Here is a 24,361-nt window from a genome sequence, read left to right as displayed (position 1 = left end):
GGCCCTGCCGGCGGCTCCGCGCTAACGGAAACTGCTTCGGTAGGTGTGGGGGCTGACGCCGACGACCCGTTTGAATCGGTCGCGGAAGGTGGTGGGCGAGCCGAAGCCCGCCTGGGCCGCGATGCGGCCCATCGAATGGTCGGTGGTCTCCAGCAGGTGCTGGGCCTGGCGGACACGGGCTCGGTGGAGCCACTGCAATGGTGTGGTGCCGGTCTGTTCGCGGAAGCGGCGGATCAGGGTGCGGGTACTCGTGCCGGCTTGGCCGGCGATGTCCGCGAGGGTGAGGTCTCGGGCGAGGTTGTCCTCGATCCAGCGCAGGAGGGGTTCGACGGCCGAGCCGCGGGGGGTGGGCGGGTACTGCTGCACGATGAACTGGGCCTGGCCGCCCTCGCGTTCCAGCGGCATGACGGACAGCCGGGCGGCGTCGGCGGCGACGGCGGAGCCGTAGTCCCGGCGGATCATGTGCAGGCACAGGTCCAGTCCCGCCGCGGCGCCGGCCGAGGTGAGGATCTGCCCGTTGTCGACGTAGAGCACGTCCGGGTCGACGTCGATGTCCGGGTAGGCGGTGGCGAGCTCGGCGGCGGCCAGCCAGTGGGTGGTGGCGCGCAGCCCGCCGAGCAGTCCGGCGGCGGCGAGGACGAAGGTGCCGGTGCAGATGGAGGCGATCCGGGTGCCGTCGGCGGCGGCCCTGGAGAGCGCGTCACGGACGGCGGGCGGCAGAGGCTTGGCGGGGTCGGCGGTGCCGGGGACGATGACCGTGTCCGCGTCCGCGAGTGCGTCCAGGCCCCACGGGGCGCACAGGGTGAAGAGGCCGGCGTCCACGCGGGGTCGCTCGGCGCAGACCCGGACGCGGTAACCGGGACGGCCGTCGGGCAGCCGGGTGCGGGTGAACACTTCGATGGGAGTGGACAGGTCGAAGGGGATCACCTGATCCAGCACGAGGACGACGACGGTGTGCATGGCGACAACCTATGCCTGCACCGGATTCTCGCCAACGGATCCTTACTGCCCTTCTATGGTTCGCTGAGCGCGAACAGCCGTTGGCGATATCCCGTTGGAGACTGTCATTCCTGCCACTAGGAGCCCAGGGACGCCGCTGGTTAGCCTCGACCACGTCCCGACACTTCTCAACGAAACGGACGCCTAGGTGATCGCCCGACTCGCGGCCTTCGAGCTCCTCCACGCGGACGGCACCGCGGGTACCTCCGCCGCGCCGCGCGGCCGCCGGCAGGAGGGACCCCGACGATGAGCGTCGTCGTACCGATCATGATCGGCCTCGGGTACGTGGCCCTGATGTCCCTGATCCGCGAACCGCACCGGCGCAGGTTCAACGCGATCATGGTGGCCGGAGCCGGGGCCGCCTACCTCAGTGGCGGCGGTCTCGGCCCGTGGGAATTCGCCTTCACGGCCGTCATGACCTACTGCGCCTACCGCGGCCTGGAGTCGTGGACATTCATCGGCATCGGTTGGCTGCTGCACACCGGCTGGGATCTGCTGCACCACCTGCACGGCAACCCGATCATCCCGTTCGCGGAACACTCCTCCCTGGGATGCGCGATCTGCGACCCCGTGATCGCCGCGTGGTGCTTCTCGGGCGGCCTCTCGGTCACCGGCCTGCTCCGCGCGCGTCTCGTCCGGTCCCGCGCCGAACGGCCCACGACGCAGCCGTGATCGCACTGGGCCGCTCCGGAACGGTCGCCCAGGCGAGAGCCGGGTCAGAGATCGAGGACGAGGCGCGGGGAGACGGCGCGGGACACGCAGATGAACATGACGTCGCCGGCGGCTCGTTCCTCCTCGGTGAGCAGGGAGTCGCGGTGGTCGGGGACGCCGTGCAGTACCGCCGTCTCGCAGGTGCCGCAGGTGCCCTCGCGGCAGGAGGACAGGACTGCGACGCCTGCGTCCTCGACCACCTCCAGGATCGAGCGGTCGGGTGGCACGGTCAGCGTCGTGCCGGTCTGGGCCAGTTCCACCTCGAACGCGGCCTGCGGCGCGTCGCCCGTGTCGGGTTTGGGCACGAAGCGCTCGACCCGCAGCGCACCTTCCGGCCAGGAGGCGCACCGCTTCTCCACAGCCACCAGCAGCGGCTCGGGGCCGCAGCAGTAGACGACCGTGTCGGGACGGGGGGTGCCGAGCAGGGAGTCCAGGTCGAGCAGACCGGTCTCGTCCTCGGGGCACAGCTCGACCCGGCCGGGGTGCTCGCCGGCGAGCCGGCCGGCGAAGGCCATGGAGGCGCGGGTGCGGCCGCCGTACACCAGTCGCCAGTCCGCGCCGCGAGCGGCCGCTTCCGCGACCATCGGGAGGATCGGGGTGACGCCGATGCCGCCGGCGACGAACAGGTAGCGGGCCGAGTCGACGAGGGCGAAGTGGTTGCGGGGGCCGCGGACCCTGATCGTGTCGCCCTCGGTGAGCCGGTCGTGCACGTGCGCGGAGCCGCCGCGCCCGGACTCCTCCCGCAGCACCGCCACCCGGAAGACGGACGGGTCGCGCGGATCGCCGCACAGGGAGTACTGCCTGACCAGGCCGGGGGCGAGCAGCAGGTCGACGTGCGCTCCGGGCGTCCACGCGGGCAGCGGGCCACCGCCGGGACGTACGAGACTCAGGAGCACGACGCCCTCGGCGATCAGCGTCCTTTCCGCCACCTCCAGGTCGAACTCCGGTTCTTCCACGGGCATCGGCGGCTGGTCCTTTCCTGGACGAGGGCCGGCTGGGTGCGAGCCGGCATGTGTCAGACGAGCACGGCGGCGGGGGCCGGGGAGTCGGGTGCCGGGCGGGGCCGGTGCCCCTCGGGGTGGCCGAGCAGCCAGTCCCACAGGATCACCGGGTCCTCGAACTCCCTCTCCGCCCCGCAGAAGCAGACGGCGTGCAGCCGGTCGGTCCCCGGCACCCAGTGGACGCTGTGGACCGTGCGACCGGCCGGCGCGCCGGAGTCGCCCGTGTTCATCGGACGGCGGCCTCGGACCGCGCGGAGCCGGCCTCGGCCATCCGGGCGAGCAGGCGCCGGGCGGCCAGGCCGCCGGTGTCGATGTTCACCGACAGCTCCTGGTAGCGGTCCGGCTCCCGGGCGAGGACCTGTTCCAGCGTGTTGAGGGCGGTGACGTCCTGCAGCACCACGGTCCGGTTGCTCTCCCGGAGGAAGTCGGACACCTTCTGGTCGTCGAGCGCGAAGTCGCGCGCCACGGCCCAGAAGTCGTAGGTGGTGTTCTCGGTCGACGGCGTGATCGCGTAGACCACCTCGACGTGGAAGGCGTGCGGGTCGGTGCCGTCGGCCGCGGGCAGGGGCGACCCGACGGGGGCGACCCGGCTGTGCAGCAGGTACAGGCACGGCGGGTGGTACTCGATGTCCTGCCAGCGGGTGATCCGGCCCTTGATGCCGGTGGACTCGGCGTAGAACGGGGGGCAGGCCGCGTCGTCCATGTGCCTGCTGACGTAGACGACGCCCGCCTCCTCGTCGACCTCGGTGGTGATCGGGGTCTCGGCCACCTCCGGGGTGCCGATGTATCCGCCGTGCAGGTAGGTCTCGTGGGACAGGTCCAGGAGGTTGTCCACGAGCAGGCCGTACCGCGCGTTGAGCGGTTCCATGCCGGACACCGTGGTGTAGCCGGGCAGGTCCAGCCACGGGGCCCGCGGGGGCAGTGTGTCCCCCGGGTCCCGGTCGCCGATCCACACCCAGACGAACGAGTCCTGCTCCACGACGGGGTAGGTGCGCAGGCGGGCGGTGCGCGGGACACGCTGCTGCGCGGGCACGGCGACGCACACCCCGTCGGGGCCGTAGGTGAAGCCGTGGTAGCCGCAGACCACCCTGTCGCCGACGAGGTGGCTGGGTGACTCCGACAGCGGGAACCGGCGGTGGACGCAGCGGTCCGCCATCGCCACGGCCCGCCCGTCCTCGGTGCGGTAGAGCAGTACGGGCTCGTTGAGGATGGTGCGGCCCAGTTGCCGCCTGCCCACCTCGTGGCCGTACGCGGCGACGTACCACTGGTCGCGTGCGAATTCGGTGACGATCACGGTCGCTCCTCGTGGTCGGGAGCCGGGACGGATCCCCCGGCCGGCAGGGGGATGCCGCGCAGCTCGGGTTTGCGGATCTTGCCTGAGCCCGTCTTCGGCAGGGCGTCGACGATGTCGAGATGGCGGGGGATCTTGTACCCGGCGAGACGGGGACGGAGAAACTCCCGCAGGTCGGCATAGGTGACGGAGGCGCCGGGACGGGGGACGACGAACGCCCTGCCGACCTCGCCCCACTTCTCGTCGGGGACGCCGACCACGGCGACCTCGGCGACGGCCGGATGCTCGAAGAGCACGCTCTCGACCTCGGCGGGGTAGACGTTCTCCCCGCCGGAGATGTACATGTCCTTGACCCGGTCGACGATGTAGAGGTGCCCCTCGTCGTCGATGGTGCCGACGTCGCCGGATCTCAACCAGTCCCCGTCGGCGAACGCCGCGGCGGTCGCCTCAGGGGCGCGCCAGTAGCCGGGGGTCACGTTGGGCCCCTGGATGAGCACCTCGCCCGGCTCGCCGACCGCCGGGGTGAGGTCGGGCCGGACCACGCGCACGTTGGCGAAGAACACCGGCACCCCCGCCGACCCCACCTTGCGGACGCTCTCGCCCGCCTCCAGGAAGGTCGCGCCGGGGGCGGTCTCCGTCAGCCCGTAGCCCTGGCAGAAGACCAGGCCCCGCTCCTGGTAGGCACGGATCAGCGCGACCGGGACGGCCGCTCCCCCGGACATGAGGGTGCGCAGCGAGGACAGGTCGGCGCCGGCCCACCGCGGTGACCGCGCGAACGCCGCGAACATCGTGGTCACCCCGAACATCCAGGTGACGCGGTGCTTCTCGATGAGGTCGTAGCAGGCGTCCACGTCCCAGGAGGGCATGATCACCGAGCGGCCGCCCTTGAGGAAGGTCGGCAGCAGCGTCTGGTTGAGGGCCGCGACGTGGAAGAGCGGCGCGCTGATCAGCGTCACCTCGCTGCTGGCCACGTCCACGCCGATCATGATGTGGAAGCAGTTCCACACCAGGTTGGCGTGGGTGAGCATCGCTCCCTTGGGATGCCCGGTGGTGCCTGACGTGTAGAGGATGAGCGCGACGTCGTCGAGCGCCACCGGGGTGTCGATCGGCGTGGGGTCGCCCTCCGCCAGCCACGTGTCGAACTCCGGCTCCCCGGCGGCGGGCGACGCCAGCGCCACGACCGTACCGAGGGCCGGCATGGCCGGGAGCGCGCGCACGACCGCCGCGCACTCGGGCGCGTAGACGAGGACGGAGGCGCCCGAGTGTTCCAGCATGTAGGCGACCTCGGGCGCCGCCAGCCGGAAGTTCAGCGGGACGAAGATCCCGCCGAGCACGTGGGTGGCGAACATGGTCTCGGCGAAGGCGACGTGGTTGGGGCCGAGGTAGGCGACCCGGTCCCCGGCGCGCACCCCCGCGTCGCGCAGCCGCGACGCGAGTCTCGTCGTCCGCTCGTGCACCTCGGCGTAGCTGACCTGCCGGTCCGCGAAGACGAACGCGGTGCGGTCCGGGCTCATCTGGGCACGGCGGGCGGGCCAGCCTCCCACTCCAGCGTTCCGCATCCGTGGTAACCCCTGCCGGTCGGAGATGGGAATGAAGGGCTGCCCCGCCGCACCGGTGTCACACCGCGGATGTCGGCGCGGGCGTGGCGGCTGAGGACAGGTCGCTGCGGCTGGTCTCCCGCAGCGCGAGGACGCAGCCCACGGTCAGCAGGCAGAAGGCGGCGATGACCACCGAGATCGTCGTCGTCTGCCCGCCGCCGGTCGACTGGTCGATCCTGGCGAAGATCAGCGGGGCCAGGCCGGCGCCGAGACCGGCGATCTGGTAGCCGAGCGAGGCGCCGGTGTAGCGGCTCCGGGTGGCGAACAGTTCGGAGTACAGGGCGCCGAGCGGGCCGTACATCAACGGGTGGAGGACCGACTGGCCCAGCACGAGGGCGAGGGTGAGCACGGCGACGTTGCCGCTGTCGACCATCGGGAAGAGGACGAACGCGAACACCGCCATGAGCAGCGCGCCGGTCAGCACGACGGGCCGTCGTCCGACCCGGTCCGACAGCGCCGACCAGGCGATGATGCCCACGACGGCGAGGGCGGACGAGAGGGTGAGAGCGTTCAGCACCGCCTGGCGGGGGAAGCCGCCTCGCACCCCGTAGGCGATCAGGTAGGTGGTGAGCGTCCCCTGGGCCACGAAGGAGGACAGCCCCACACCCACGCCGAGCAGCAGCGTCTTCGGGTGGTTGCGCAGCACGTCGAGCAGCGGCGTCCTCTGGCGGGTCGGGTCGTCCGCCGCGGCCTTCCTGGCGGCCTCGAACAGAGGGCTCTCCTCGACCTTGAGCCGGACGAACAGGCCGATGCCCAGCAGGACGACGCTCAGGAGGAACGGCACCCGCCAGCCCCAGCTCAGGAACGCCTGCTCGCCGACCAGGGCGGCGGTGCCGGTGAGCGCCCCGGTGGACAGCACCATGCCGAAGGGGGCCCCGGCGTTGGTGAAGCTCGCCCAAAGGCCCCGGCGGCTGGTCGCGTGCTCGGTGGACATGAGCACGGCGGCGCCCCACTCGCCGCCGACCGCGACGCCCTGGAGAACGCGGAGCGCGACCAGCGCGACAGGGGCGAGGACGCCGATCTGCGCGTACGTCGGCAGCACGCCGATGAGGAAACTGGCGACGCCCATCAGGGTCATCGTCACCACGAGCATCCGCTTGCGCCCGAGGCGGTCGCCGTAGTGGCCGAAGACGACACCGCCGAGGGGCCTGGCGAGGTAGCCCGTGGCGAAGGTGCCGAAGCTGGCCGCCGTCGCCGCGAGCGGGTCCAAGGAGGAGAAGAAGATCTTGTTGAAGACCACCGCGGAGGCGGTGGCGTACAGCAGGAAGTCGTAGTACTCGATGACACTGCCCAGGAAGCTGGACGCCACCACGCGCCGGAGCCTACGCGGGTCAGGGGGTGCGCTTGACGGGTTCGGCATCACCGAGCTCCTCGTTCGGGGAGCGAGTGTGCACCGCTCCGTTGTGGGCGAGGTTAGGCAGATTTGATGCGGCGGTCAATAGAATGCACGACGTCTGAATCACCAACCGATGATCATGGGAAACGGCCAGGAGCACGGCGCGCGTCAAGGCCCGTGCCGTCGATCACGGCACCGGCCGGACTCCCGCACCTGGGGCACATATCTGACGACGGTCAGATAGTTGCATAACGTGGCTGACGGTCTACCCTTTCTGCTGTGAACTTCGGGGACGGGGACGACCATCGGCTGCCGCCGGCGCGCCCGCAGTCCCTCATGTTCAGCTTCCTCGGTGTCTACGTGCTGGACCGCGGCACCGCCGTCTACTCGGGGAGCGTCATCGACGTGTTCGCCCGCCTCGGCGTCTCCGAGGAAGCCGTGCGATCGACGCTCGCCCGCATGGTGCAGCGGAACATGCTGGTCCGGCACCGGCGAGGACGGAAGGTGTACTTCGGCCTCACCCCGCACGCGGTGCACGTGCTCGAGGACGGGCGCCGGCGGGTGTGGGAGACCGGCGCGGTGAACCGCGACTGGGACGGCACCTGGACGCTCGTCGGATTCTCACTGCCCGACAGCAAACGCCGCGCGCGGCACGACCTGCGCTCCCGACTCATCTGGGCGGGCTTCGGCCTGCTGCAGAGCGGCCTGTGGATCGCGCCGGGCGCGATGGACGTGGCCGACGTCCTCGACTCTCTGGATCTCGGCGACCACGTGACCGTGCTGACCGCCAAGGCGTTCAAGCCGAGCGAGACGGCCGACCTCGTCCGCAAGGCCTTCGACATCGAGCAGATCGCACGGCGCTACCAGGCGTTCCTCGCCCAGTGGGACACCCCCCGGCCTGTCCCCTCCGCCCCCGACGACCTCGCGCGCCAGTTGCTGGTGCACACCGACTGGCTGCAACTCGTCCGCCAGGACCCCCACCTGCCCGCCGAGCACCTGCCGCGGGACTGGCCGGCGATCCGCGCCGAACAGGTCTTCCGCTCACTCGCCGAGGAGTACGAGCCACGGGCCGCCGAACTGGCCGGCCGCGTGCTGGACACCCTGCCGCCGCGGCCGTGACGGGGCTTCACACCGGCCGGCCGCCGGGCGCGTCAACGACGAGATCCTCGGGCCGTGGGAGCGGGGCGGGCTCATCCTCGACGGAGTAAATCTCAAGACACGAGAGATGACCGTCCTGGACGAACAGCAGGACGCCGTCGTTGCGCCCCTGGACAGTGCCGGAGATCAGAATGCCGTCCTGCACCGGTGAGGCGAACGCACGAGGTCCTTTCCCCGCGCGAAGGTCCACGGTCGCGCATCCGCATGAGCATCGGCCGCTGACGACTGCCGAAGAAACCTGAGCCCGAAGTTCGTCCACACCGGGAAAATCTCGCGCGAGAAGTGCGAGGACGACGGCTTGCTCCTCGACCGACATATGGTGCTCGTCACTCGGCACGCCTCCATGTTGACCGGCGGCAAGAAAGATCGGAAGAGTGGGCGCATGAATGCGCCGACCGAATCGTCAGACGCCGAGGAGCTGTCGTTCGGGGGCGAGCCTGATCGAGTCTCGTGGTTACGCTCGTGGGCCTTCGCCCATCGCAGGTCGCTGCTCGCCGGTGCGGCGGTTCTCGTGCTGTCAGGCCTGTTCGTGGCCGGTGGCTGGCATCTTCGCGATCTGTCACGCAGGCCGCTCCCGCCCCCTGATGGCCCGTGGCCGCAGCAGAACGGTTTCACCGTGGGGCTCTGCGGACAACCGGCAGCCGCTTGTACACCAGCGGAGAACGAGGCCGCGGAGAACCCGTCCGGAGTGCTGGCGGCGCTACAGGCCATAAGCGGGGTCGCGAACGCCCGTCTGGCGTGCGCGCCCTCCTGCCTGCAGAAGACCAGAAATGTATGGAGGTCGCGAGTTCTCCAGGGGACCATTTATGACAGCGACTATCCCGGCACCTCCTTCATGCCCGCCTATTTCGACATGACCTTAGATCGATGGGACGACCGCGCGCGAATCGCCGAGCAGGCGATGTCCATTCCAGGAGTCTGGTACGTCTTCCCCAAGGCTCCCGACTTCTGGGAAGGCAAGGCGGATGTGGCCATCGACCTCTGCTCACACCCTGCCGGACTCCTGTGCACCGGCGTACATGACCGGTCCGTCACGGAGACACAGAAACAGGCCATCGTCGACCGGCTCTGGAACATCGACGGCGTGGAGAAGATCTACTACGAGAACCATGCTCATCGAACGAAAATCCAGGAGCACTACGAGATTCCGGACCTACCTGGCCATAAGGGTATCGGCACCGTTCGCCTCGTCTCCCTGGAAGAGATGACCGAGTCGTTCTACGTCAAGCTGACGGACCGCCGGGCCATAGAGGTCATCGGTGAGTCGATCAAGGACATGCCAGGTGTTCACTATGTGCGGAGGATCGGCCCGGCATAGTCGCCGGCCCGCGCACTCCGCAGCGATCCGGGATCACCGGGCACCTGCCCGCTGCGACGGCGCGGTTACCTGTGCCGGAGCAGCCAGAGTGTGTAGGCGGCGATGGAGCACGAGTCGCTGATCGAGCCGTTGAGAATCATCTGCTCCAGTTCCGTGCGGTGTACCCAGCGCTGGCGCATGTCCTGCTCGCTGGGTTCGCGATCGGCCTGGCCTCTGGTGAGCCCGGTCGCCAGGTACACGTGGAACCCCTGGTCGGTCAGTCCGTGGGAATTGTCCATCCGCCCCAGGAAGTCCAGTCGCGCGGCGCGAAGCCCGGTCTCCTCCGCCAGCTCACGTCGAGCCTCGTCCTGACGGGTGTCCGCCTCCGCCGTACCCTGCGGGAAACTCCACGAGCGGCGCCCGATCGGATACCGGTACTCCTCCACGATGTGAAAGCCGTCGTCCTCTTCGGGCACGACCACGACGAAGTCGGGCTTGACCACATACCCGTAGACGCCGGGCGAGCCGTCAGGGTGTTCGGTCGCGTCCTCCCGGACCGTCATCCATGCGTTGCCGTAGACGACACGGGAGGAGACCTGCCGGATCACGGGCTGTACTTCAGTCATAGGGCCGCATGCTACTCACGTTGTCCCGCGTGTCCCGAGCGACGGCGGGACGATCGAACGGAGCGCACCTGTGTCCGTCGCGACCTGTGTGTCGCTCACGGGCGACGGGGCGGTCAGGAGATGGTGAGGGTGCCGTCCGGGTTGCGGGCGCAGGTGATGGTTGTGCGGGGGGCGGCGGTCAGGGCGCTCGTCAGGCATTGGCCGAGGATGGTGTGGCCGGCGACGTTGGGGTGCCAGGACTCCTGGCAGGTCTGGAAGTAGGTGACGCAGGTGTTCGCCAGGCGTTGGATGCCGATCTTGTCCCAGCCGGACAGGCTGGTGATGTGAGTGCCGGAGGGGCCGTCCATCACCCGGACCGGGGTGGCGAGGGTGCCTGACGGGCTGCCGGGGTTCTCGCAGAGGCGGGCGCCGTCGAAGGCCTTCTGGACGTCCAGTACGCGCAGGTCGGCCGCCGGGCGTTCGGCCGCCAGGGTGGTGTAGGCGTTCTTGACCAAGGAGCCGAGGTTCTGGGAGAACACGTGGCCGGGGGCGAGGCTGGCGCGGTGGATCGGGCAGCCGGCGGCGTACCGCTCGGCGCCCAGGGCGCGGAACTTGTCGCGGGTGTCGGTGCGGTCGTCCTCGTCGCGGTACTGCGTGGCGACGTCCAGCGGCAGCGGGTTGGTGTAGGTCTGCAGGACCACACGGTGGACGCCGTCGGCGTCGACCTGGGCGAGGGTGTCGAGGATCTGGCGCAGGGCCGCGGTGGTCTCGGTGGTGGCGGCGGCGACCTCGGCGTCGGTGGCCAGGTCAGAGACGGTGCAGGGCTCCTGCGGTACCTCGCCGTTCAGGTAGGCCCAGAACTCCCACCAGCCTGTCCAGGCGTCGGCGATGAAGCGGTTGGCGCACAGACTGGCCACGTCACCGAAGGTGAAGTGGGTGTTGTTGGAGCCGAGGCCGACGAGGACGACGTCGATGTCGTGGGTCTGGGCGACGGCACGTAACTGGTCGAGTTGCGAGGCGACGGTGCGGCCGCTGGGGCGGGCGCTTGAGGGGCTGGCGATGTCGGCGGGCTGACCGCCGGAGCACGCGAGGTTGAAGCGGGCCTGGACACCGGGAAGCGACGCCTTGAACAACGAGGCGTTCGCGGACCGGTGGCAGAAGTAGGCGTTGCTGTTGGGCGCCGACCACCCGGGGAAGCCCTGTGCCGTTCCGGAGGCGTCGACCACGGGCTGGTAGTCCCCCGCGCCCTCTCCACTGACGAAGCTGTCGCCGAGCGCCACGGCGGCGGTGGGCAGGACCGCCTGCGCCGCTCCTCCGTGGACGATCTGGATACCGACCGCGCCCATCAGGAGCGCGGCCATCGCGGCCGCACGCCGGAGAACCCTCACGCTTACCTCATTTCCTACTTAACCAGCATGAAATAACGGTTATGTGGATATCAACATGCCGCGCCTAGGGCGTCAAGATCTCGAAATGGCTGGGCCGCTTCATCTAAAAAATCGCGTATCACGGTGATCGTCAAGCATGCAGTTGCTTGTTCCTTCTGACCAGGCGTGTTGCTGTTACGCCCGGACCGTCCGCTTCGTCGAGGCGGGTGGCGCCGGGTGCGGAGCTTGAGCGACCTACGGGGGGAGCGTCGTTCACGGTGGCGATTCGGATCACGATCGTCAGTCCCGTGTGGGGGGCGCGGGTATCGCCGCGGGACAGACGGTACAGCGTCATTCGCGCAGTTCCAGCAGGTACGGGGGTCCGTTTCGCCGGCCCACGCCGATCCTCAGAGGCTGCCCAGGCACGACATTGCAGTGCACGATCGGGTCCTCGCCGGCCCATGACGCGACGACACGGACCTGTGCCGTGTCCAGTGCCCACACCCGGACATGACCGCCGGCGTCGCCGCTCACGACGGTGGCGCCGTCGGCGGCGATCGCCAGCGCGTTCACGCGGCCGGTGTGGCCGGACAGGGTACGGGGTGCCGCGCCGCCGGCCAGGTCCCAGACCCGCACCAGGCCGTCGCCACCTGCGGCGACCGTGGTGCCGTCCGCGCTGATCGCCACCGAACGCACCAGGCCCACACGCCGGGAGAGCACGCGAGGACCGTCACCGGCGGCCAGATCCCACACCCGCACCACCCCGTCGTCGCCGCCGCTGACGACCGTGGCGCCGTCCGCGCTGATCGCCACCGCCCGCACCATGCCGGCACGCCGGGAAAGGACGCGAGGACCGTCACCGGCGGCCAGGTCCCACACCCGCATCACCCGGCCACCACCGGTGACAGCGGTGCCGCCGTCCGCGCTGACGGCCACCGCCCGCACCGGACCGGCACGCCCGGGCAGGACACGAGGCCGGCTGCCACCCGCCAGATCCCACACCCGCACCGCCCCGTCGTCGCCGCCGCCGACGACCGTGGCGCCGTCCGCACTGACCGCCACCGAAAGCACCAGACCGACATGCAGGGCCAGAACACGGGATGCGGCGCCGCCGATCGGATCCCATACCCGCACGACGTCGTGACCACCGCTGACGGCGGTGCCGCCGTCAGCGCTGATCGCCACCGAGGTCGTCACGCCGGTACGCGCGGACAGGGCACCGGGGCGGATCCCGCCGGTCACATCCCATACCCGCACCGCGTCGTCACCGCCACCGCTGACGACGGTGCGGCCGTCCGCGGTGACAGCCACGGCATGCACCGCGCCGGTGTGGCCGGAAAGGACGCGGGGGCTGGCGCCGCCGGGCAGATCCCACACCACCACCGAATCACCGTCGTGGCTGACGACGGTGCCACCGTCCGCACTGACCGCCACCGAATGCACGAAACGGGCACTCGTGGACAACACTCGAGGACCGGCGTCACCGGCCAGATCCCACACCTGTATCAGGCCATAGCAACCACCGGTGACGACGGTGGCGCCGTCCGCGGTCATGGCCATCGAGACCACCATGCCGGTACGGCCGGGCAGCACACGATGACCGGTGCCGCGGGCCAGGTCCCACACCCGCACGACGCCGTCGTCGCCACCACCGCCGCTGACGATGGTGGTGCCGTCCGCGGTGACCGCCACCGCCCCCACCGGGCCCGTCTGCGCGGGCAGGGTACGGGGACCGGCGTCGCCGTGCAGGTCCCACACCCTGACCACACCGTCGTCGCCGCCACCGACCACGGTGCCGCCGTCCGCGCTGATCGCCACCGAACACACCCCGCCGGCGCGCCGGGAGAGCACACGGGGCGAGCCGCCGCCGCCGAGGTCCCAGACCCGCACCACACCGTCGTCGCCGCGGGCGACCACGGTGCCGCCGTCGGCACTGATCGCCACTTCCCGCTGGATGCCGGTGCCCTCGAGCAGGATACGGGGCGCGGACCGGCCTGCCAGGTCCCAGACCCGCACCGCACCGTAGTCGGCGCCGGCCATGGTGGCGCCGTCCGGAGTGATCGCCAGCGCCTCCACGTAGCCGGTGTGCCCGGTCAAGGTCTGAAGAAGCGGTTCCGTGGTCGGGGTCAACGCCGCGGCCGCCCCGACCGGCCACAGCCCCCGGCCTGAACGATCGAGCGCGCGGGCCCACGCGGCGACCTGCTCGTCGGGATGCCCGCGCAGGCGACCGGCCATCTGACCGGGGAGGAGCGACGGATCGGCGGCGACCACGTCGACCGACAACCGCAGGGCCCGGGCGATCTGCCGGCTCAGCACGTCGTCCACGTGCCCGTAGTCCGCCAGCAGGCCCGCCGGTCCCCCGTGCGCGAGCCGTGCCTGCATCCACCTCACGTCCGCCAGCACCCCCCGCACCTCGTCCCCGCGCCCGGCCTCGCGCAGATGACCCACCAGGCGGGGCCCCAGGAACGGATCGGTGGCCGACCGCACCCAGCCGCCGGGGTACTCCTGCCGGTACCGCTCCACCAGGTGCTGGTGCGCCGCGGTGAGCGCGTCGCCGCCCAGCCGGGAGACCATCACCTCGTACTGCAGGTCGTGCGCCACGTACCAGCCCGGCCCTGCTTCGGTCAGCAGTGAGCGGCCGACCAGTTCGGCCAGCAGATCTCCTGCCTCCGCCGGGGACGTCCGCGGCCCCCACAACTTTTCGGCCGCCGTGCGGGAGAACGGCCCCCGCCCGGCGAACACCGCCAATTGCTCATAGCGATCCGAGTCCGCTGCCAGACCCGACAAGCTCGCTTCGATCGCCGCCGGCAGCGTCCCGTACTGGTACCGCGGATCCAGATCGGCGCCCACCCGGTCCAGGCCCTGCTCGATCAACGCCAGCACGTCGTCGAACGACCGGCCCTTGGCGACCATCGCGCCCGCCATGGCCACGCCGAGCGCAAGATTCCCCACCCGCGCGCACACTCGGCGCGCCGCCGACGGCAGTTCCGGCGCCCGCCGCCCGGTCCATCGCCCGAGCAGTTCCAGCGCCTGCTCGCCGGTCAGCGCGTCCACAGCCACAGGGATCGCGTGCACCGTGGTGGCCACGTCCTTGTCGCGGGTGGTGAACAGGAGCCCGCACCGCGGCCCGAGCTCCAGCAACGCCTGTACGGGTGCCGGCTCCCACACGTTGTCCACCACGATCAGCATCCGGCGCCGCCGCAGCGCCGCCGCAAGCACGTCACGCCCCGTGCGCACGGTGGTGAAGCTCGCCGCCTCCCCCACCCCGAGCCGCCGCCCGACCTGGGCCAGCAACTCCACCGGGTCCTGACCGGGGGTGGCGTCCAGCCACGTCATGCCATGACGGAACCGCCGCCGGAGCCGCCACACCCGCCACGCCTCCCCCAGCGCGTGCCGCCACACCCTCCGCGCCTCGCCGGGCGTACGCCACCGCATCCGCCAGATGCCCGCCGCCAAGGTGGATTTGCCCACCCCGCCCATGCCCGCGAGCGCCACCGGCCGTCCACCGGGACGCACCGCGCGGACGATCCGCTCCGCCAGATCCGGGCGCGCGACCAGCCGCGACGGCACCCGGGGGGCCGCACCCCACACCCCGTGGTCGCCGCGCAGGTCCGCCGTGGGCCCCCGTGCCGACCACACCGCCCAGCCGGTGAGGACGGCCCCCACGGCGATCACCGGCCCACGCACCCACCATGACAGCGACTCGATTCGCGTGTCCGCGATCGTCACCTCAGGCCCGAGCACGCCCGCCAGCACCAAGCCCACGCCGATGACCAGCAGCGCCGCGTCTATCGCCGACCGCCCGCCGTCCTGCTGCCGTCCCACCCCGTCACCTCCGGCCAGAGAGGGCACATCTCGGACTCGCAACATCCAATCGTCATCGATCTGTCAGGCCGTCGGGACCCTACGTGACAGCATCGCAACCCTCTGGACGTGAGCCGTGGCCTGGGCGGGCCGTCACCAAACGCGGATCGGGGCCTACGCTTCGGCCCAGACGCCGAGCTCGTTGCCGCTCGGGTCGGTGAAGTGGAAGCGGCGGCCGCCGGGGAAGGCGTAGGGGCCGTTCACTACCTGGCCTCCCGCGTTCTTGACGGCTTCTACGGTGGCGTCGAGGTCGGTTGAGTAGAGGAGGACCAGGGGGCCGCCGGTGGGGGCCGGCTCTTCGGATTTGCGGAGGCCGCCTGCTTCGGGGGATTCGGGGTCGGGGCTTCGGATGCCGGCGTAGTCGGGGCCGTAGTCGGTGAACTGCCAGCCGAAGGCTTCGGTGTAGAAGTGTTTGGCCTGGTCGAGGTCGGTGACGGTGAGTTCTGTGTAGTCGATGGTGTGGTGTCGATGCATGGGGGTCATTCTGCACGGGGGGTGTGACAGAAAACGGGGGTCAGGAGGCTTGGGTCCTGGCGGTGGCGGCGATCTTGTTGAGGGTTTCGGCCGGGGCGGTGCCGCTGATGACGATCAGGTGGGTGTCCGTGAAGGTGGCGATCTCGGTCTTGCCGTCATGGGTGGCCACGTGGTGGGGGCCGGGTTCGCTGTCCACGTCGCCTACCGCGCCGCATTCGGCGTAGAAGCGTTTGAAGGCTTGGGTCGGGTCCAGGCCGGAGACGGCCAGTTCGACGACCTTGGTGTCGTCGGAGCGGAAGACGCGGTAGTGGACCTCGGCGTCGGCTGGGGCGATGACGCGCCGGCCGCAGGGGACGAGGTGCTGTTCCAGGTCGGGCCAGCGGGCGGTGCCGGTGCTTGCGGTCTCCCACGGGCCTCCCGGTAGCTGCGACGGGTTCAGCAGGACCTGGGGAGGGGAGGGGGTGGGGTTCGCGGCGGTGGCGCCGCCGCAGGCGGACAAGCCGATCAGGGTGGCCGCCAGGGGGATCAGCGTCCAGCGCGTCATCTGGGTGCCTCCTCGGAGGGGATCGACACTCTGACTACGGCCCTCGGTCGCCTGAGGTTCCCGCGAGGTCGGCCGTGTCCGCCGCGACGACCGCCAGGAGGGCCGCGAAGGCGGCGGGCAGGACGTGGAGAAGGCGGGTGAGGGCTTCGGGGGGAGGCGGGACGGCGCACGCCGCGGCGCTCGCGGCCGACAGCAGTACCGCGATGGCGATCTTCAGGGGGGACGCGGGGGTCACGGCGTCCAGGCAGCCGCAGGGGACCCGGCCTCGGGCGCGCAGCAGGACGGTGAGGTAGCCGGCGAGGGCGGCGTGCCACGCCGCGGCGGCCGGCCAGGCGTAGCGGGTGCCGTCACCGGCCACCCACGTGGCGATCGCCGCGAGGCCGATCAGCGGTTCGGCGAGGACGGCGCAGCGGATCAGCCATGGTGGCAGCAGGCCGTGCCCGCGAAGGGTCCCGTCCCCGCGGGTCAGGTGCCGCACGCCCGCCACCACCAGGAGAACGGCGCCGGCCAGGGCCACGTCGGCGATCAGGATCACGGCAGGCCGCCGAGGAGGACGACCAGGAGCGAGAGCAGGAAGCCGGCGGCGCAGAGGCGGCCCACCCAGGCGAGCCAGCGGAGGAGGTCGCGGTCCCACCGTGCGGGGTCGCCGCTCGACGACCGGGTGAGGGGCATCAGGACGCGGCCGAGGCCGAAGCCGAGGCCCGCCAGCACTCCGGGGAGGATGCCGCCGATGAGGACGACCGCGAGCACCAGGGCGTGCGGCAGCGCGGTGGGGGTGAAGGTGCGTACCCCGGTGCCCATCTCGAAGCCGAACTGGAACGGGCCGTCGAAGCGGTTACGCGGGATGATCTCCTGGGGGACGAGCCTGCGGTTCTGGACGAGCTGCAGCGGCCGTCCCGCGAACTCGAACACCATGATCACCGCGACCAGCGGCACGAGGAGCCAGAACCGTCCGGTCACCGGCACCACGGAAACGAGGCCTCCGAGGGCCCCGACGACCGTCCCCGAGACCAGCCCGCCCACGACGAGACCGGTCGAGAACGCCGTCACCTGTCCCCGCCAGACCGACGAGGTGAGCAGATCCGCCGAGTTGAGGCTTCAAACGGATCCCGACAGGGAGAACCCGGCGGTGATGCCCATCAGCGTCCAGGCGAGCAGGTCGAAACGCCCCGTCCAGACCTGGTTCGTCGCGGCCAGTGCCAGCGCGGCGAGGAACAGGCCCACCGCCACCCGGGGGGCGGTGAGTGCGCGTGCGTCCATGGCTCAGGGGTTCGCTCGGGAGCAGATGTAGAACGTGGTGCCCGACCCGTAGACCGTGAAGGTGCCGTCGGCGCAGCGGTACGGTGTCCCGCTGTACGTCCAGCGCCAGGCGTTCCTCTTGGTGACGCCGCCCTCGCCGCAGGCCCTGACCGGGGTGTAGTACGAGTAGGAGTTGCCGTCGGTGCGGAACCAGCCGTCGCTGCCGCAGTAGCCGCTGGAGTACGGCGCGCCCACGCACACGACCTGGGTGGTGCCGTCGCGGTAGCCGGCCCAGCCGTTGTACCCGGGGTCGCCGCAGTTGCCCCACTCCGTCCCGACGGTCGCCGAGGCACCCTTGATGCGCGCGGGCGGCAGGGCGCCCACCACGTTCAGGGCGAGCGCGCCGCCGAGCACGCCGACCGACTTGAACATCGTCCGCCGGGACACCTTCGGCCATGCCGCACGGCGCGGCCGGGGGGCCGGGTCGGGTTCCTCGTCCGCCGACGGGACGCTGGACCAGTAGTCGCTCGCGTTGACGGTCATGCTGTTCACCTCACGTTCGAGACGTTCGAAGATTCGGACATGTCCAGGAGCCGCTCCAGGTCCCCGTCGGACCCCACGACGCGGCGCCACTCCTCGGTTCCGTCGGGGGCGTACCTGACGAGCGACGGGGTCGCGCCGACCGCCACCGAGCCCAGCAGGTCCGCGTCGGTGACGGCACGGATGTGGTCCGCGCCCTCGGCCCACCGCGCGCACGCCGCGCTCGCGCTCAGCAGCGTCAGGTGTCCCCGGATCAGACCGGGCGGGATCGCGGCCAGACGGGCGGCGCGCTCGCGGCAGCTCAGGCACTGCTCGGAGACCACGAGGACGAAGGTGGGCAGGCCGTCGGGGGACGCGAACCGGGCGACCCGGCGGACGGTGGCGGTGGCGGGGACGGGCGTGGCGAGCACCGCCCGTCGCAGCTCGCGCACCATCTTGAGCAGGGCGGAGACGGCGAACAGCGAGATGACCATGCCGAGGAAGGCGAACACGGCCAGGGAGTTGACGACGTTCTGCATGGCCGTCAGTTCAGCTTGAACTTGATGGAGTCGGCGACGGCCGCGAAGCGCGGGTCGTCGGCCTGCCGCGCGATGAGGGTCGCGGTCGTCGTCTCGTTGGCCAGGACGGCCGAGCGCAGCACCCGCCCGTCCGCGCGCCGCTCGTCGAGCTTCCACAGCGCGCCGCCCCGGACCCGTTTGCCGGGACCCCCCGGCGCGGGCAGTTCCGCCGCCGGGTTCACCTGCACCGAGCACACCCCTTCCAGGGTGTTGAAGGCGAGCAGGTTGGCGAGCCGTGTACTGGACCCGGCCCGCGGGGCGAGGACGACCCCGTCGGGGGCGTCCCGCACGTCGAAGGGGGCCAACTGGGCCATGAACGCCTCGAACGGCACGTTCAGCCCAGGGACGTAGGTGTAGACCTCGTGGTGCGGCCCGATCCACAACATCGTCGTGCCGCCGTTCGCCGGGTCCTCGTGGGAGACCAGCCGGGCTCCGTTCCAGGAGACCTCGCGGACGGTGAGCCGGTCGTACTCGCCGAGGTGGCGCGCGATCAGTTCACGTGCCCCGGCGGCCGCGGTGTGGAAGCGGAGGGCACCGTCCTCGCCGTAAGCCCACACCATGTAGCTCCAGCCCATGGTGAACGGTTGGGGGCTGCCGTCGACGGCCAGGGTCCGGCCGTCGGGGGTACGTGCTGGCATGGCACCACTCCTAATGATCCGGGTTCCCTGTCAGGGTCATCGATCGTTCACCACGATCGCCACACAGCCGCCACACGCCCGCCACACGGCGGGATCACAGGCTTCGGTCCTCCATCAGGATCCGGTCGTGCAGGATCGTCAGCGTCTGGGACGGCCCGACGCCGATCCGCTCCACCAGGGCGGCCCTGCATTCGTGGTACGCGAGCAACGCGTCCGCCCGCCGCCCGCTCTTGTGCAGGGCCAGCATGAGCTGGGCCCGCAGGTCCTCCCGCAGCGGGGCCCAGGTGACGGCGACGCGCAACTGGTCGATGGCCTCCTCGTACGCCCCGAGCCGGATGCACCCGCCCGCGAAGTCGCTCACCGCGGCCATGCGGCGTTCGTTGAGCTGGGTCGCGGCGTTCCTGAGCGCGTCGGAGCTGTCCGCGAGGTCCTGCAGCGCCGATCCGCGCCACAGGTCGAGCGCGTCCCTGAGCATCTGCACGACCGCCGTGTCGTCCCGCGCGCTCAGGGCCTTCGCCGCCCCGGACCGCATCGCCTCGAAGGCCGACAGGTCGAGGCGGTCGGCGACGTCCGTCACCCGGTATCCGCCTGGCACGGTCTCGATGGACACGCCGGAGCAGACGAGGCCTTTGCGGAGTTCCGCGACGTACGTCTGCAGGTTGCGCCGCGCGGACGGCGGGGCGTCCTCACCCCAGAGCGCGGCGATGCAGCGGTCGGTCGAGACCGCGTGCGGCGAGTCGAGCAGCAGAAGCGCGAGCAACTGGCGATGCTTGATCCGGGTCACGGCGAGGAGCCTGCCGTCCGGTTGATGGATCTCGAAGTGCCCGAGCAGGAGAAATCTCATGGAAACTCCAGCCGACCCGATAGTTGGTTGCCCCACCAAACAAGAAATCCCACATCAGAGACGATCGGCGCTCACGACGGCAGCGGAGACGGACGGGAATCGAACCCGCCGCGCCGAGATCCTCGGCGCCACCGGTTTTGAAGACCAGGAGGGCCACCAGGCACCTGGACGTCTCCATCGGGAACCGTACCAAGCCCTCGATCTTCTTTCACCTGCCAATTACTAGGCATATCGCGAGATATGCCTGTATCGACACGCTTAAGGTCTATGGCGGAATCTCACGCAGCAACTTGTCCTTCCGTTGGGTCAGCCCCCTCCGGTCGAGGTGTTCGAGAAGCGGAATGACCACCCGGCGGGACGTGCCAAGCGCGACCCGCGCGTCCGCCGCCGTGAACGGCTGAGGCAACCGGGCGAGCACGCCGGCCGCCGCCTCCACGGCTCCGGGCGGCAGGACGACGCCAGGTGCCAGGCGCAGGAGTTCCCCGGCCGCCTCCGCCGCCGCCAGGGAACGCGCGTCCAGGCCGAGCTCCGCGAGCCGCTCGGCGTCCGGGGCCGCGAACGGGTCGGCGGCCCAACCGCGCCGCAGCTCCCCGATGCCGGGGGCGAGCGCGGGCGCCGCCGCCGTCAGCCGCCCGCGTACCTGCCGCAACGCGGTGCCCGCCGCCAGGGCGTCCACGAGCGCACGGTCCGGCAGGCCGAGCGCCTGCCGTGCCGTCTCCGCGGCCATCCCCGGATCGGCCGGGTTCCGTACGGCGTGCGCGGTCACGAGCTCCACCAGCCGCGCCCGCAGCGCCGCCCAGTGCGCGGGGTCGGCCACCCACTCCCCCGCGACCGGGGCGGCCGTCGCCGGGGCCCCCATGGCGGCCAGCTCGTCGCGTCTCGCGAGGCCGCGCCGCCGCAGCTCGGCCGCGCCGTCGGGCGACCCGCTCATGTCCCTGAGCTCGGCCGCCCGCGCCTTCGCCGCTCCCCTGCGGCGCAGCTCCGGCGGGCGTACGTCGAGCACCACGGCCCGCCGGACGCGGCGGCTGCCCGGATCGCGGAGCAATGCCCGGTCGCCGATGCGCAGCGGAAGTCCCCTGGCCAGGGTCACCCGTGCGGTGTCGTCGCCGAGGGGCCGTACCCGGGCGGGTTCCGCCGCGGTCCCGATGTGCCAGATCACGTGCTCAGGGGGGTGGCCCTCGCCGGAGAACCGGACGTCGGCCGCCGGCACGCCGAGCCATCTGCCGGGCGTCACCAGCGCGTCACCGCGCCGCGGACGGCCGCCGCCACGGAGGTTCACCGCGACCCTGGCCGGGCCGCCGACCTCGGCCCTGGCCTGCTTGAGGCTGTGCAGGCCCCGGACGCGCACGTCGTGCCCACCCGCCAGGAGCCGGTCCCCGACGCGGATCGTGCCCGCGCCGAGCGTCCCGGTGACGACGGTCCCCCGCCCCTCGACGGTGAAGACCCGGTCGATCCAGAGGCGTACGTCGGCGTCCGGCGCGGGCTCGGGCGGGGGGAGCGACGCCAGCAGCCCGCGCAGCTCGGGCAGCCCGTGCCCGGTGACCGCGCTGACCGCCACCATCGGGACGTCCGCCAGGCTGGTGCCGGCGAGCCGTTCCCGGCAGTCCGCCATGGCCGGCGCGGGGTCCGCGAGGTCGGCGCGGGTGACCGCGAGCACGCCGCACGAGATGCCGAGCGCGTCGATGATCTCCAGGTGTTCCTGGGACTGGACGGCCCATCCCGCGTCGGCGGCCACCACGAACAGCACCGCCGGGGCGGGGCCCACCCCGGCCAGCATGTTGGCGATGAACCGCTCGTGGCCGGGCACGTCGACGAAGGCGAGCGCGCCGGTCCACACGAACCCGAGGTCGATGGTCAGCCCGCGCCGCCGCTCCTCCTCCCAGCGGTCGGGCTCCATGCCGGTCAGCGCGCGCAGCAGGGCCGACTTGCCGTGGTCGACGTGCCCCGCGGTCGCGATCACGAGCACGCGGCCACCACCGCGCCGAGCAGGTCCGCGTCCTGTTCGGGCGGGACGGCCCGCAGGTCGAGCAGGCACCGCCCGCCCTCCACCCGGCCGGCCACCGCCGGGGTCCCGAGGCGCAGAGGAGCGGCCAGCGCGGCGTCCACGGCGACCGCCGCGCTCGGCAGCTCGACGCCGGGCGCGCCCCCGCCGCCGACCGCGGCCCCGGTGTCCACGGCCTCGGCCTTCACCCCGGCCGCGGCCAGCCGTCCGGCCAGCGTGGCGGCCCGGCGGCGCAGGTCCGCCGGGTCCGCGCGCAGGGCGTCGCGGGTGGGGTTGGCGGCGTGCACGAGGGTGGCTTCCAGGGCGGCCAGGGTCAGCTTGTCCACGCGCAGCGCGCGGGCCAGGGGATGCCTGCGCACGCGCTCCACCAGCTCGGCGCGTCCGAGCAGCAGACCGCTTTGGGGGCCGCCGAGCAGTTTGTCCCCGCTGGCGGTGACCAGGTCGGCGCCGGCGCGCAGCCACGTCGCCGCGTCGGGTTCGTCCGGCAGGAGCGGTTCCGGCGCCAGCAGCCCGGAGCCGATGTCGGCGACCAGGGGGACACCGAGGCCGGTCAGGTCGCCGGCGGACGGGGTGGCGGCGAATCCCTCGATCCGGTAGTTCGAGGGGTGGACCTTCAGCACGAAACCGGTCCGCGGGCCGACGGCGGTGGCGTAGTCGGCCACGGACGTCCGGTTGGTGGTGCCCACCTCGCGCAGCCGGGCGCCGGTGGACTCCAGCAGCTCGGGCAGGCGGAACCCGTCGCCGATCTCGACGAGTTCACCCCGGCTGATGATGATCTCCCGGTCCCGCGCCAGAGCGGTCGCGACCAGCACCAGCGCCGCGGCGTTGTTGTTGACCACGTGCACCGCCTCCGCGGCCGGCACGGCGTGCGCGAGCGCGGCCAGGGCGGCCCTGCCACGCCGTCCCCTGCGGCCGGTGGTGAGATCGAACTCGACGTCGGTGGTGCCGCCCGCGACCCGGACGGCGTCGAGGGCGGCCGTGGACAGCGGCGCCCGGCCCAGGTTGGTGTGCAGGAGCACACCGGTGGCGTTGATCACCTGGCGCGGGCCGTCGACCGGCAGGGTCCGCAGCGCCTCGTCGCGGACGTCCGAGGGGCTGATCTCGCCGCTTCTCGCCCGTCGTTGCGCGGCGTGGACGGCCGCCTTCACCCGTTCCCTGCCCATCCGCGCGACGATCGGCGCGACGCGGGGATCGTCCAGGACGGCATCGGTCCGGGGGATCTGACGACGCGGATCAGTCATGACTTATCGGGATATCGCAATACCGCTACGCGCGCAATGATTCTGATCATGCTGAGGCTGACCCAATACGCCCGAGGCGGCGGCTGCGCGTGCAAGATTCCCCCCGGTGAATTGGAGGACGTGCTGGCGGGCATGGGTGCCACCGCCCCGGAGGACCCGCTCGGCGAGCTGGTGGTCGGGCTCGAGACGGGGGACGACGCCGCCGTCGTGAGGATCGAGGGCGGCACGGCGGTGGTGAGCACCGCCGACTTCTTCACCCCCGTGGTGGACGACCCCTTCGACTGGGGCCGCATCGCCGCCGCCAACGCGCTCTCCGACGTGTACGCCATGGGCGGCCGCCCCCTGATGGCGCTCAACCTGCTGTGCTGGCCCCGCGACACCCTGCCCTACGACCTCGCCCGCGAGGTCCTGCGCGGCGGCGCCGACGTCGCCGCCCTGGCGGGCTGCCACGTCGCGGGCGGCCACAGCGTCGTCGACGCCGAACCCAAGTACGGCATGGCGGTCACCGGCCTGGCCGACCCCGGCCGCCTGATGCGCAACGACGGCGGACGCCCCGGCCTGCCGCTGTCCCTGACGAAGCCACTCGGCCTCGGCGTGCTCAACAACCGGCACAAGGCGACCGGTGAGGTCTTCCCCCAGGCGGTCGCCACCATGACCCGGCTCAACGCGGACGCGAGCGAGGCGGCCGTACGGGCCGGCGTACGCTGCGCGACCGACGTGACGGGCTTCGGCCTGCTCGGCCACCTGTTCAAGCTGGCCAGGGCCTCGAACGTGACCGCCGTGCTCGACCGGACCGCGGTCCCGCTCCTGGAGGGCGCCCGCGAGGCCGTACGGGACGGTTTCGTCCCCGGCGGGTCACGCCGCAACCTCGGCTGGGTGGCCGGTCACCTCACGAGCGAGGCCGACGAGGAGACCATGCTCCTGCTGGCCGACGCCCAGACCTCCGGAGGGCTGCTGATCGCCGGAGAGCTGCCGGGAGTCCCGGTGATCGGCGAGCTGGTGCCCCGGGGAGAGCACACGGTCGTCGTCAGATAGACGGCGACCGTGTGCTCAAG

Annotated in this window: 25 protein-coding genes and 1 tRNA gene; 4 read left to right on the top strand and 22 right to left on the bottom strand. The window is 71.7% G+C overall.

The window, feature by feature from the left end:
- Positions 1-21 precede the first annotated feature (21 nt).
- Positions 22-960: a helix-turn-helix domain-containing protein gene (locus tag ABGB17_RS03560; RefSeq protein ID WP_347626243.1), complete on the bottom strand. Its 939-nt coding sequence runs from the start codon at positions 958-960 to the stop codon at positions 22-24.
- A gap of 285 nt (positions 961-1,245) precedes the next feature.
- On the opposite strand from ABGB17_RS03560, the gene ABGB17_RS03555 reads away from it, so the two are divergent.
- Positions 1,246-1,671: a DUF6010 family protein gene (locus ABGB17_RS03555; RefSeq protein WP_347626242.1), complete on the top strand. Its 426-nt coding sequence runs from the start codon at positions 1,246-1,248 to the stop codon at positions 1,669-1,671.
- A 44-nt stretch (positions 1,672-1,715) separates the two neighbouring features.
- Here ABGB17_RS03555 and ABGB17_RS03550 read toward each other — a convergent pair whose 3' ends face one another.
- Genes ABGB17_RS03550 through ABGB17_RS03530 form a run of 5 tightly spaced genes read right to left on the bottom strand, consistent with a single transcriptional unit; the run spans position 1,716 to position 6,912 of the window.
- On the bottom strand, positions 1,716-2,672 hold the full coding sequence (locus tag ABGB17_RS03550) for a PDR/VanB family oxidoreductase (RefSeq protein WP_347626241.1): 957 nt from the start codon (positions 2,670-2,672) through the stop codon (positions 1,716-1,718).
- A gap of 53 nt (positions 2,673-2,725) precedes the next feature.
- Positions 2,726-2,941: a hypothetical protein gene (locus ABGB17_RS03545; protein WP_347626240.1), complete on the bottom strand. Its 216-nt coding sequence runs from the start codon at positions 2,939-2,941 to the stop codon at positions 2,726-2,728.
- The gene (locus tag ABGB17_RS03540) at positions 2,938-4,005 is read right to left on the bottom strand and encodes an aromatic ring-hydroxylating dioxygenase subunit alpha (RefSeq protein ID WP_347626239.1); all 1,068 of its coding nucleotides are present in this window, start codon (positions 4,003-4,005) and stop codon (positions 2,938-2,940) included. Before ABGB17_RS03540 ends, ABGB17_RS03545 begins: the two co-directional genes overlap by 4 nt.
- Entirely contained in the window at positions 4,002-5,561 is a 1,560-nt protein-coding gene (locus ABGB17_RS03535; protein ID WP_347626238.1) for a long-chain fatty acid--CoA ligase, read from the bottom strand. The genes ABGB17_RS03540 and ABGB17_RS03535 overlap by 4 nt, the downstream gene beginning before the upstream one ends.
- Positions 5,562-5,619: 58 nt before the next feature.
- The gene (locus ABGB17_RS03530) at positions 5,620-6,912 is read right to left on the bottom strand and encodes an MFS transporter (RefSeq protein ID WP_347626237.1); all 1,293 of its coding nucleotides are present in this window, start codon (positions 6,910-6,912) and stop codon (positions 5,620-5,622) included.
- A 303-nt stretch (positions 6,913-7,215) separates the two neighbouring features.
- Here ABGB17_RS03530 and ABGB17_RS03525 point away from each other — a divergent pair, with 303 nt between their 5' ends.
- Positions 7,216-8,055, top strand: a complete 840-nt coding sequence (locus ABGB17_RS03525) for a PaaX family transcriptional regulator C-terminal domain-containing protein (protein WP_347626236.1) — start codon at positions 7,216-7,218, stop codon at positions 8,053-8,055.
- 7 nt (positions 8,056-8,062) lie between these two features.
- Here ABGB17_RS03525 and ABGB17_RS03520 read toward each other — a convergent pair whose 3' ends face one another.
- Positions 8,063-8,410 (bottom strand): hypothetical protein, encoded by a 348-nt coding sequence (locus ABGB17_RS03520; protein ID WP_347626235.1) that lies wholly within the window; start codon positions 8,408-8,410, stop codon positions 8,063-8,065.
- Here ABGB17_RS03520 and ABGB17_RS03515 point away from each other — a divergent pair.
- Positions 8,393-9,412, top strand: a complete 1,020-nt coding sequence (locus ABGB17_RS03515; RefSeq protein WP_347626234.1) for a permease-like cell division protein FtsX — start codon at positions 8,393-8,395, stop codon at positions 9,410-9,412. The two genes, ABGB17_RS03520 and ABGB17_RS03515, sit on opposite strands and share 18 nt — an antisense overlap.
- A gap of 65 nt (positions 9,413-9,477) precedes the next feature.
- Here the strand turns inward: ABGB17_RS03515 and ABGB17_RS03510 are convergent, their stop codons facing one another.
- From ABGB17_RS03510 to selA, 15 genes are all read right to left on the bottom strand, one after another.
- Entirely contained in the window at positions 9,478-10,017 is a 540-nt protein-coding gene (locus ABGB17_RS03510; protein ID WP_347626233.1) for an NUDIX hydrolase, read from the bottom strand.
- A 113-nt stretch (positions 10,018-10,130) separates the two neighbouring features.
- A complete protein-coding gene (locus tag ABGB17_RS03505) occupies positions 10,131-11,384 on the bottom strand; it encodes a hypothetical protein (protein ID WP_347626231.1) in 1,254 nt (417 codons plus the stop codon).
- 330 nt (positions 11,385-11,714) lie between these two features.
- A complete protein-coding gene (locus ABGB17_RS03500; protein ID WP_347626230.1) occupies positions 11,715-15,188 on the bottom strand; it encodes an NB-ARC domain-containing protein in 3,474 nt (1,157 codons plus the stop codon).
- A gap of 153 nt (positions 15,189-15,341) precedes the next feature.
- Entirely contained in the window at positions 15,342-15,710 is a 369-nt protein-coding gene (locus ABGB17_RS03495; protein WP_347626229.1) for a VOC family protein, read from the bottom strand.
- Positions 15,711-15,741: 31 nt separating this feature from the next.
- Positions 15,742-16,245, bottom strand: coding sequence for a hypothetical protein (locus ABGB17_RS03490; protein ID WP_347626228.1), 504 nt, complete (start codon positions 16,243-16,245; stop codon positions 15,742-15,744).
- A gap of 34 nt (positions 16,246-16,279) precedes the next feature.
- Entirely contained in the window at positions 16,280-16,780 is a 501-nt protein-coding gene (locus tag ABGB17_RS03485; RefSeq protein WP_347626226.1) for a MauE/DoxX family redox-associated membrane protein, read from the bottom strand.
- Positions 16,777-17,295: a hypothetical protein gene (locus tag ABGB17_RS03480; protein ID WP_347626225.1), complete on the bottom strand. Its 519-nt coding sequence runs from the start codon at positions 17,293-17,295 to the stop codon at positions 16,777-16,779. Before ABGB17_RS03480 ends, ABGB17_RS03485 begins: the two co-directional genes overlap by 4 nt.
- Before the next feature lie 48 nt (positions 17,296-17,343).
- On the bottom strand, positions 17,344-17,505 hold the full coding sequence (locus ABGB17_RS03475) for a hypothetical protein (RefSeq protein WP_347626224.1): 162 nt from the start codon (positions 17,503-17,505) through the stop codon (positions 17,344-17,346).
- Between the two features lie 3 nt (positions 17,506-17,508).
- Entirely contained in the window at positions 17,509-18,027 is a 519-nt protein-coding gene (locus tag ABGB17_RS03470) for a hypothetical protein (protein WP_347626223.1), read from the bottom strand.
- 5 nt (positions 18,028-18,032) lie between these two features.
- The gene (locus ABGB17_RS03465) at positions 18,033-18,542 is read right to left on the bottom strand and encodes a hypothetical protein (RefSeq protein ID WP_347626222.1); all 510 of its coding nucleotides are present in this window, start codon (positions 18,540-18,542) and stop codon (positions 18,033-18,035) included.
- A 5-nt stretch (positions 18,543-18,547) separates the two neighbouring features.
- Entirely contained in the window at positions 18,548-19,219 is a 672-nt protein-coding gene (locus tag ABGB17_RS03460; RefSeq protein ID WP_347626221.1) for a hypothetical protein, read from the bottom strand.
- 94 nt (positions 19,220-19,313) lie between these two features.
- The gene (locus ABGB17_RS03455) at positions 19,314-20,063 is read right to left on the bottom strand and encodes a BTAD domain-containing putative transcriptional regulator (protein ID WP_347626220.1); all 750 of its coding nucleotides are present in this window, start codon (positions 20,061-20,063) and stop codon (positions 19,314-19,316) included.
- An 82-nt stretch (positions 20,064-20,145) separates the two neighbouring features.
- A tRNA-Sec gene (locus ABGB17_RS03450) sits at positions 20,146-20,239 on the bottom strand.
- Between the two features lie 89 nt (positions 20,240-20,328).
- A complete protein-coding gene (locus ABGB17_RS03445; protein WP_347626219.1) occupies positions 20,329-22,029 on the bottom strand; it encodes a SelB C-terminal domain-containing protein in 1,701 nt (566 codons plus the stop codon).
- The gene (selA, locus tag ABGB17_RS03440) at positions 22,020-23,306 is read right to left on the bottom strand and encodes an L-seryl-tRNA(Sec) selenium transferase (protein WP_347626218.1); all 1,287 of its coding nucleotides are present in this window, start codon (positions 23,304-23,306) and stop codon (positions 22,020-22,022) included. The genes ABGB17_RS03445 and selA overlap by 10 nt, the downstream gene beginning before the upstream one ends.
- Before the next feature lie 36 nt (positions 23,307-23,342).
- Here selA and selD point away from each other — a divergent pair, with 36 nt between their 5' ends.
- A complete protein-coding gene (selD, locus tag ABGB17_RS03435; protein ID WP_347626217.1) occupies positions 23,343-24,341 on the top strand; it encodes a selenide, water dikinase SelD in 999 nt (332 codons plus the stop codon).
- Positions 24,342-24,361 lie beyond the last annotated feature (20 nt).

The sequence above is a fragment of the Sphaerisporangium sp. B11E5 genome, from assembly GCF_039871875.1.
In the GTDB taxonomy this organism is placed as follows: Bacteria; Actinomycetota; Actinomycetes; order Streptosporangiales; family Streptosporangiaceae; genus Sphaerisporangium.
This window is presented reverse-complemented; position numbering and strand designations above follow the sequence as displayed.

Coding starts and splice junctions, on each gene's coding strand:
- selD (WP_347626217.1), top strand. CDS start 23,343: ATGATTCTGATCATGCTGAGGCTGACCCAATACGCCCGAGGCGGCGGC.
- selA (WP_347626218.1), bottom strand. CDS start 23,306: ATGACTGATCCGCGTCGTCAGATCCCCCGGACCGATGCCGTCCTGGAC.
- ABGB17_RS03545 (WP_347626240.1), bottom strand. CDS start 2,941: ATGAACACGGGCGACTCCGGCGCGCCGGCCGGTCGCACGGTCCACAGC.
- ABGB17_RS03560 (WP_347626243.1), bottom strand. CDS start 960: ATGCACACCGTCGTCGTCCTCGTGCTGGATCAGGTGATCCCCTTCGAC.
- ABGB17_RS03535 (WP_347626238.1), bottom strand. CDS start 5,561: ATGCGGAACGCTGGAGTGGGAGGCTGGCCCGCCCGCCGTGCCCAGATG.
- ABGB17_RS03465 (WP_347626222.1), bottom strand. CDS start 18,542: ATGCAGAACGTCGTCAACTCCCTGGCCGTGTTCGCCTTCCTCGGCATG.
- ABGB17_RS03460 (WP_347626221.1), bottom strand. CDS start 19,219: ATGCCAGCACGTACCCCCGACGGCCGGACCCTGGCCGTCGACGGCAGC.
- ABGB17_RS03510 (WP_347626233.1), bottom strand. CDS start 10,017: ATGACTGAAGTACAGCCCGTGATCCGGCAGGTCTCCTCCCGTGTCGTC.
- ABGB17_RS03550 (WP_347626241.1), bottom strand. CDS start 2,672: ATGCCCGTGGAAGAACCGGAGTTCGACCTGGAGGTGGCGGAAAGGACG.
- ABGB17_RS03495 (WP_347626229.1), bottom strand. CDS start 15,710: ATGACCCCCATGCATCGACACCACACCATCGACTACACAGAACTCACC.
- ABGB17_RS03520 (WP_347626235.1), bottom strand. CDS start 8,410: ATGTCGGTCGAGGAGCAAGCCGTCGTCCTCGCACTTCTCGCGCGAGAT.
- ABGB17_RS03490 (WP_347626228.1), bottom strand. CDS start 16,245: ATGACGCGCTGGACGCTGATCCCCCTGGCGGCCACCCTGATCGGCTTG.
- ABGB17_RS03555 (WP_347626242.1), top strand. CDS start 1,246: ATGAGCGTCGTCGTACCGATCATGATCGGCCTCGGGTACGTGGCCCTG.
- ABGB17_RS03470 (WP_347626223.1), bottom strand. CDS start 18,027: ATGACCGTCAACGCGAGCGACTACTGGTCCAGCGTCCCGTCGGCGGAC.
- ABGB17_RS03455 (WP_347626220.1), bottom strand. CDS start 20,063: ATGAGATTTCTCCTGCTCGGGCACTTCGAGATCCATCAACCGGACGGC.
- ABGB17_RS03475 (WP_347626224.1), bottom strand. CDS start 17,505: ATGGACGCACGCGCACTCACCGCCCCCCGGGTGGCGGTGGGCCTGTTC.